Source organism: Methylobacterium sp. WL103 (assembly GCF_008039885.1).
GTDB lineage: Bacteria > Pseudomonadota > Alphaproteobacteria > Rhizobiales > Beijerinckiaceae > Methylobacterium > Methylobacterium cerastii.
Genome location: NZ_VRUX01000177.1, coordinates 1 through 7,466, shown reverse-complemented (window position 1 = coordinate 7,466; position 7,466 = coordinate 1). Strand labels below are relative to the sequence as shown.

Here is a 7,466-nt window from a genome sequence, read left to right as displayed (position 1 = left end):
ACTCCGGGTCGAGCGGGCTGCCGCCGCCGTGGATGTGGCGCGCGGCGCGGACCGGGTCGTAAGCGGCCTCCTGCGGCGTGAACACGGAAAAGCCGTCGCCGCGGATGCGAGCCGGCGCGAGGCCGAGGCGGTGGAGCGCGACCTGGGCCGCGATCCCGAGGCTCTGCCCGTTCACCTGCCGCAGCCAGCCCCACGGGGCGCCCTCCGCATAGAGCCAGTCCGGGAACGGGTGCGCGGTGCGGCGGGGCGGGGCGGCGGCGCACCAGGTGGAATCCAGCGCGAACAGCACGGCGCGCGCGGCGTTCCGGCGCAGGAACAGTGTTGCCAGGGTGCGCTGCTCGTCCGGCGTCGCGGCGTTGACGGCGAGGTTGGCAAAGCGCACCCCGAACGCCCGGTCGAGGTCGTGCGGATCGAGGAGGCGCGCCGTCGAGGTCCCGAACACCGCCGCGTCGTATCCGCCGGCCCGCGCGATCCGCGGGTACATGAAGCGCTGGTTGCGATCCATGATCGCGCCCGGCCGCCCGGGGCTCGCGCGCAGGCCATAAGGGTCCATCGCCGCGACGAAACCGATCGCGGCCAAGCCGAACCCGAGGCCGGCAAGGGCGAAGGCGAGGGCGAAGCGAGGCCAGCGACGGGCAGGCGAGGGCGGGGCAGGGCGGGGAGGGATCACGGCTGACGTTCCGGCCCGACATCCGGGCGTCCGACCGCCGATGCCAGCAGACCATGGCGCCCGCGCGGCACGGATGCGACGCCGTTCGGCGCAACCCCCATGTTGACCCGTCCGGCGGCCTCCCCTATTCCACCCACGCCTCCCCGGGGCCGGCCCGCGCGGCCGACTGCACGGCGGACGCGAGCGCGTAGCTCAGCTGGTAGAGCAACGGACTTTTAATCTGTAGGTCTTGGGTTCGAACCCCAACGCGCTCACCAATTTCCTATATTCTATAGCTGTTTAGCATTAGCAACAAATTCGGTGCTTCCCTGTTCTTCGGCGGGGAAGCACCGGGGAAGCACGCGAAGAGTTCTTCAGCGAGCGGGCGATACGCGTCATTTTTGACGCGGCCTGCGGATAGCTCGACCACAATGCGTTAGATCGTGGCGGCTGCAGCTCCGGCGAGGGAAGGTGGCAGAGAGGACACTATGCGCTGCATCCTGCCGCTCCTGATCGTCATGGCCGCGGTGCCGGCGCCCGCGCGAGCTGCCGGCGATCCGAGCCGGGACGTGCTCTGGGCGGCGCTGAAGACCTGCGTGCTCGCCAAGACGGTCGCCAATCGGACCTTCCCGTGCCTCGACGTTGATCTCGGCGACAAGGAGCGCCCTGGCACGGCGGTTCTCCGCGCGCCGGGCGAGCCGACCCATGTCGTCGTCTTGCCGACGGTGACGGTGGCGGGCCTTGAGGCGCCCGCGCTGCGCGGGACGATTGGGGCCGCTTACTGGCGCGCCGCCCTGGCGGCGAGGCACTTCGTGTCGGATCCCCTAAAGGGCCGCGTGCCGGTGGCCGAGGTGGGCCTGGCGGTGAACTCGGCGCGCGGCCGCAGCCAGGATCAGCTTCACATCCATCTCGACTGCATGAAGCCGCGGGTTCTGGCGTCTCTGAAGGCGCATGCACACGCCATCCGTGGCACCTGGGCGCCGTTCCCGATTCCGCTCGTCGGGGACCGCTACCTCGCGATGCGGGTGCCGGCAGCCGAGGCGGATCGCTTCAACCCCTTCACTGCGCTGGCCCGGTTGCCCGGCCGGCGGGACCTGCGCGAGACGAGCTTCGCCGCCGTCGCCACCGCGGCCGGCGACTCCGAGCCCGGCTTCTACGTGCTCGCCTACCGGGCACCGCGGGCGAGCGCCGAGGACCTGATGGTTCACACGTGCTCGGCCTATGGCAGAGCAGCGGCCGGCGCTATCAGCCTGCCGGATGCGAAGTGAGAGAAGGAGGAACTGCTACCGATCTGCTCTTGCTCGTCCGAGACGACGTTGCACGTCGTCATCGTCCGGGAAGGCTCGCGCCTCGGCATTGTAGGCGTCCACTCGATCGCTTGAGTAAGGACGCGGCTCGGCCCGTGGCTCTGGGCATTGCCGTTTCTGACCGCCCTCGTCCCCTCGGAGCGCGCCTGCCGGGAACGAGGACGTCGGCACAAGACCTTGCTCGATGTCGGACGGCAGATGGCCCTGCAGGCGCGCCGCTGGTTGCCGGGGCGCGACCTCGTGCTGGTGGGCGATAGCGCCTTCTCGGCCTTGCTGTTTCTCGATGCCCTGCGCCGCGGCGGCGTCACCGCCATCACCCGCCTGCGCCTGGATGCGGCGCTCTACGATCCAGCGCCCCCAAGGCTTCCCGGTACGATCGGGCGCCCGCGCAAGACGGGTGCACGGCGGCCAACCCTGTCCAAGATCCTGACCGAGCCGGCCACCATCTGGCAGCAGGTGAGCGTGCTGGGCTGGTACGGCACAGGTGAACGCAGGATCGAGATCACCTCGGCTTCCGCCGTCTGGCATCATTCCGGGCTGCCGGTGGTGCCAGTCCGCTGGGTTCTTATCCGCGATCCCGAGAACCACTTCCAGCCGCTAGCTCTACTCTGCACCGACCCCGCACGAGACCCGACGCAGATCGTGACGTGGTTCGTCCGGCGCTGGCAGGTCGAGGTCACCTTCCAGAAAGCGCGTGCCCATCTCGGCGTCGAGACCCAGCGGCAATGGTCCGACAAGGCCATCGCTCGTACGACCCCCTGCCTGCTCGCCCTGTTCTCCATCGTCACTCTGCTCGCCACCCGGCTCTCAGCGCGTGAGCAGCGGCAGATTGCCGTGGCTGCGTGGTACCCCAAATCGCAGCCGACCTTCTCCGATGCTCTTGCAGCCGTCCGTCGAACCATCTGGCGCGAGGAAGCTTCTTCGATGTCAGGCCGCAGGCGCGACCGCAGGAAACGTCGGTTCCGTCTTCCACCCGCCTGGGCCTACGCCCTATGCCAGGCGGCCTGAATGGCTAAAGTCGAGCTGAGGGAGGCGCCGCAGCGCGTCCCGAATAGGAACGCCGTCATTCCCGCACCCGCCTCACACGAACGTCGATCCGTCATCCGCGCGTCGCCGATCCGCCTCTGGCCCGGCGTCTACCTTCTTGCGGCGACGCACCTCATCGCCTTCGCCGACCGGTTCCTCATCGCCCTCGTGGCCCCGGCCATGAAGACCGCGTTGGGATTCAGCGACTTCGAGGTCGGTCTTGTGCAAGGTACAGCGTTCGTAGCGGTGTTTGTCCTCGCCTCGATCCTGTGCGGCGGGCTCGTCGACCGCCTCCATCGGCCCCGCTTCATCGCGGCTAGCATCCTGGTCTGGAGCGCGGCATCCGTGGCCTGCGGTCTCGCGACCTCCTTCAGCGAGCTGATCGGCGCTCGTATGCTGCTCGGCCTCGGCCAAGCCTGCCTGACACCATTGGCCCTTTCCCTCATCGCCGAGCGCCAGGGGCGAGCCCAGCTCGGGCGCGGCATCTCCATCTACACCGCCGGGGCCACCCTCGGCCGAAGCTCCGCCCTCCTGGCCGGTGGCGGTCTGCTCGCCGTCCTGCCGGCGACCATCGCGTTCGTGCCGCCCTTCGGCCCGTTGCCTCCCTGGCGGGCGATCTTCGTCTTGAGCTGCCTTCCCAATCTCGTTCTGGCGACACTCTACCTCGTCCTGCACGACCCGGACCGCGTGCGGACGTCTAGGCAGGATCGACCGCGTCAGCATGCGCTTGCTTGGCTCGCCCGGCACGCCCGGCGCTATGCTGCCCACACCGTCGCCAGCGCCGCGACGATCCTCATTGTCCAATCCGTCAACGCCTGGGCCGTGGTCCTCTACGTGCGCCGCTTCGGCCTCAGCATGGCGGAGGCAGGCAGTGCCTTCGGCCTCGTCGTGGTCCTGGCGGCTCCGATGGGTCACCTGGCGGGCGGCTGGATCATCGATATGCTCGCACGATCCCGTCCGCGCACCGCCGCGATCCTGGTTCTCGCCGGGTGCCTTGCGATCACCCCACCCATCGCGGCCGTGTTCGGCCTATCGGATCGCGTCGCGGTCTCCTTAACGGCGCTCGCGGGCCTCATCTTCCTACTCGGCCTCGCCGCGCCCGCCGGTCTTCTCGGCCTCCAGACCATGACACCGAAGCCCCTGCGCGGCCGGATCACCTCTCTGTTCATCGCCGTCGTCACGACCGTGGGTTTCGGCATAGGGCCACCCTCGATCGGTGCCTTGAGCGACCGGCTGTCTGACTATGGGGGGATCGGGCTGGCCATCGTTGTCGTCGTGACCGTCGCCGCCCTCCTAGGGTTAAGCGGCGCCCTGGCGGGACTGCGCCGCCGCGCGTAACGTGGACACTCGGAAAATACGTCTTCGCTCGGTCGAACGATGGGACGGAACCCGGATGGGATGAATGTGGTTCGAAATCAGCTGGGATGGTTCGGTATCGCCCCGTCGGGTTTACGGGCCGTAGCCCATCCTTCGAAAAACAGGCCATGCTCAGACGCGCCGCATCGGACGAGTTCGAAACCTACCACGATCTCTATTCCGTCGCGTCCTCGGTCTCGCGGGTTGGTGATAGGTTCGAGGCGACCGTCATAGGGCGTCGCGCCGCCGGATTGTTCCTGTTCGATCGGCAGGTCGTCGGGGTAGTCCATCAGCGGGAGGGCTCGCGAGCCCAGCGTGATGGACTCGAGCATCTGAACCTTCAGGTATTGCGGTCGGGCCGTATGCTTGCCGGCGCGCCGGGGAACGAGCGCCTCCTCGCCGCCGGCGACGTCGTTGTGTTCGACACCACGCTTCCGCAACGTACGGTCCTGCACGACGCCGACTTCGTCACCGTTGCGTTGTCCCGGGAAGTCGTCGAAGCCGTGGTCCCAAACCTACGCAGTTTTCACGGTACCGTTCTCTCGAGGAAGGCCTGCCCAGGGCTCGGCGTGGCCGTACTGTCCCTGGCCCGGGGGGGGGCCGGGTCCGCCGATGCTCCTCTCGGGGGGAGCGCGCTGATTGCCGGTTTGATCGCGAACGGCATGGATCGCTCCGGACGATGCGTCACCGATCGGGATCGCGACGACGAAGAAATACAGGCCGCACGGCGACTGCGTGCGTCGCTGTTCATCGATGCCCATCTCGGGCGGCACGACCTCGATGTAGGTCTGGTTGCGACCGGCTCCGGGGTTTCCCGCAGCGCGCTCTACCGGGCCTTCGACCCGGTGGGTGGCGTCAAGGGCGAAATCGTCCGGCGCCGGGTAGCCCGCCTACGCTCCGCGATCCTGCGGGGCGACAGGCTTACCCCGATCGCGACCCTGGCGTGGAACCTCGGCTTTTCATCGGCCAGTCACGGCTCGCGCACCTTCACGGCGGCCTACGGGGTACCACCCGCGCAATTCCGCGACGCCATGCTGCGTCCTGAGGACAGCGCCGTGGGCGACCTCAAGGCAGAACACATGCGCGGCTTGGTCGAGGTCCTGAACGCCAAGTCGTCGAGGGTCTGAGCCGCGCGACCGGCACGATGCGCCCCGAGGTGGCGTTCGTCTCCCAAAATTTCATCGTCCATCCCGAACGATGCCGTGGGTCCCTGCATAAGATTGGGGATGCTCAGACAATACGCGCCTTCGGACCCCGAGGTACCAGCGAGGGGTGCGCGTTGTTCGATACACCCGTTCGAAAGCGAACCTCGACGCCACAAGTGAGCGTTTGGTGCCGGGTATGGCGCCGCGATCGCCTGATTAAGCATACGAGAAGATCCGTGCGCAGCGCACGAACGTGAGATCATTCCTCTTAAGCATTTCCCCTTACGTATATTTCTGTAATCCGTAGTTGCCCCGTCGATAACGGAGATTAAATTTTGTTACGCAAGGGAGCATAAAATCATGTTCTTCCGGCTTATGACGCCTGCCGTCCGAACGGTACTCCTGACCACATGCGGACTCATCGTCGCCACGAGCCCATCGGCAGCCGAAACGAGCATTTTTTCACGGCAGGCGGCTTTTGTGGATCGAGGCGCAATCAGTCTCGACGATGCTTCCTGCCTTCGTCAGAACTGCTTCACAACGCCACTTTTTTCGGCTTGGGACTATGATCGGGGCGATCCGACTTACTTGTTCGGTACGAAGGAGCCGGCAGCTCAGGGAAGGGCCGCCCCGAGAGCTACGACGGGTTTAGAGGCGCCGGCAAGTAATAGCCTTCGCAGCACGCGTGGTGATGGTGCCATGTTGTCCACACAGCAGATCGGAACCGGCAATCGCATCCTATCCGTTCAGGATTCAATGGGGTTCGCCCTGAACGCGGTCTTCACGCAAGTAGGACAGGACAATCAGATTACCGGGTTCCAGCAAGGGGGCTTCAATGTCGCAATCATCGCCCAGAGTGGCAGTCAAAACATTTCCTCTTTCACCCAGACTGGCATCGGGAACACGTTAACCGTCAGACAACGTTGAAGCAGCGTGAAGTATAATATTCACGTCGCAGCCGAGTTGAGTTCGGAAAAGCTCGGATCGAACCCACTTGACCAAAGACTAATCGTTACCGGCCGTCAATGCATCTCCCAATCACTCTGGAGCTACCCGCCCTTTACCGGTCGAACACGATCGAATTGGGGTTCGAGCGAATGACGCCGCCGGCCTTGCCGGCCTCCGGCAGCCAATTGTTCACGCGCTTGGGCGTCCCTGCCTTCGGCGTGGCGACTGCGGGAGATGTGTTCGGGCGCCCTTCGACCTGGGGCTGTACGACGTCTGCCGACGGTGAGAGCAACTGATCCGATGGCCTCTGGATGCGTCCGGCGAAGCTGTCGACACACCGCCTAAGCGAGACCGGATCGGTGAGCAGCGTGCAGTCGTTGACGTTGTTAATCGTCTGGGCCGCCGCCGCCCAAGGAACAAGCCCTATGACTAGGGGGGCCAGCGCCGCGAGTCTGCGGATCCCACCGGCCCTCGCCGAGATCGTGGTGCTTGTTCCGGTCGGCAACACGGCGGTCATCATCGCTTCTGGGCAGGGTTCACCTGCAGGATCTCGATGCTGTTCGGCTCCCCCGGCCTCTGTGCTTTCCGTGGCGGTACCACGGGTGGCGGGCTGGCCACCGGAGCCGGCGGGCCGGACACGGCCGCGGATTGGCCTCCCGGGCCGGGCGGCGGCGGAGCCATGCGGCCATTCAGGCGGCCGAAGCGCACGCGCACGGTCTCGATGCGCTGCGCCGCGGTATCGAACACGCACTCGTAGGTGATACGGACCCATTCGCGCTGCGGGCTCATGAACCGGATCGAGTCGCCCTTGTAGCGAATAGCGGCCTCACTCGGCGCGGGCGGATCGGCCTCTTGGAAGATTCCCCCGAAGGGACGGGTCAGCCACTCGAAGTCGAACGGCGCCTCGTTCTCGATTCGCGGGGCGCAGGCCTGCGCCGCCCGCGGCGAACAAAAATAAGAACCCACCAGACCCGAGCCGAAATAGTTTTGCAGGGTTTGGGTGTAAAAAAAAAAAAGGGGGGGGGGGGGGGGGGG

At 66.4% G+C, this 7,466-nt stretch carries 6 protein-coding genes, 1 tRNA gene and 2 pseudogenes; 6 read left to right on the top strand and 3 right to left on the bottom strand.

Features of this window, described 5'->3' with window-relative positions; genetic code table 11:
• A pseudogene (locus FV222_RS12620) lies at positions 1 to 553 on the bottom strand (hypothetical protein); the annotation flags it as partial.
• Positions 554 to 851: 298 nt separating this feature from the next.
• On the opposite strand from FV222_RS12620, the gene FV222_RS12615 reads away from it, so the two are divergent.
• The 6 genes from FV222_RS12615 (at position 852) to FV222_RS12590 (ending at position 6,410) form a co-directional block, all read left to right on the top strand.
• Positions 852 to 927 (top strand) — tRNA-Lys (locus FV222_RS12615).
• Between the two features lie 210 nt (positions 928 to 1,137).
• Positions 1,138 to 1,917 (top strand): CDP-diacylglycerol diphosphatase, encoded by a 780-nt coding sequence (locus FV222_RS12610; protein WP_147814501.1) that lies wholly within the window; start codon positions 1,138 to 1,140, stop codon positions 1,915 to 1,917.
• Positions 1,918 to 2,064: 147 nt separating this feature from the next.
• On the top strand, positions 2,065 to 2,964 hold the full coding sequence (locus tag FV222_RS12605; RefSeq protein ID WP_147814488.1) for a transposase: 900 nt from the start codon (positions 2,065 to 2,067) through the stop codon (positions 2,962 to 2,964).
• Positions 2,965 to 4,320, top strand: coding sequence for an MFS transporter (locus tag FV222_RS12600; RefSeq protein WP_147814486.1), 1,356 nt, complete (start codon positions 2,965 to 2,967; stop codon positions 4,318 to 4,320).
• A gap of 146 nt (positions 4,321 to 4,466) precedes the next feature.
• Complete coding sequence (locus FV222_RS12595; protein WP_187277320.1) at positions 4,467 to 5,465, top strand: AraC family transcriptional regulator; 999 nt, start codon at positions 4,467 to 4,469, stop codon at positions 5,463 to 5,465.
• 378 nt (positions 5,466 to 5,843) lie between these two features.
• A complete protein-coding gene (locus FV222_RS12590) occupies positions 5,844 to 6,410 on the top strand; it encodes a hypothetical protein (RefSeq protein ID WP_147753437.1) in 567 nt (188 codons plus the stop codon).
• Positions 6,411 to 6,543: 133 nt separating this feature from the next.
• On the opposite strand, the gene FV222_RS12585 is transcribed toward FV222_RS12590, so the two are convergent.
• A complete protein-coding gene (locus tag FV222_RS12585; RefSeq protein WP_147814482.1) occupies positions 6,544 to 6,951 on the bottom strand; it encodes a hypothetical protein in 408 nt (135 codons plus the stop codon).
• Positions 6,948 to 7,466 (bottom strand): annotated as a pseudogene (locus tag FV222_RS12580) (hypothetical protein); the annotation flags it as partial. The gene FV222_RS12585 and the pseudogene FV222_RS12580, both read right to left, overlap by 4 nt.

Excerpts from the sequence above, each read along its gene's own strand:
- FV222_RS12610 (WP_147814501.1), top strand. The coding sequence starts at position 1,138 with ATGCGCTGCATCCTGCCGCTCCTGATCGTCATGGCCGCGGTGCCGGCG.
- FV222_RS12600 (WP_147814486.1), top strand. The coding sequence starts at position 2,965 with ATGGCTAAAGTCGAGCTGAGGGAGGCGCCGCAGCGCGTCCCGAATAGG.
- FV222_RS12595 (WP_187277320.1), top strand. The coding sequence starts at position 4,467 with ATGCTCAGACGCGCCGCATCGGACGAGTTCGAAACCTACCACGATCTC.
- FV222_RS12590 (WP_147753437.1), top strand. The coding sequence starts at position 5,844 with ATGTTCTTCCGGCTTATGACGCCTGCCGTCCGAACGGTACTCCTGACC.
- FV222_RS12585 (WP_147814482.1), bottom strand. The coding sequence starts at position 6,951 with ATGATGACCGCCGTGTTGCCGACCGGAACAAGCACCACGATCTCGGCG.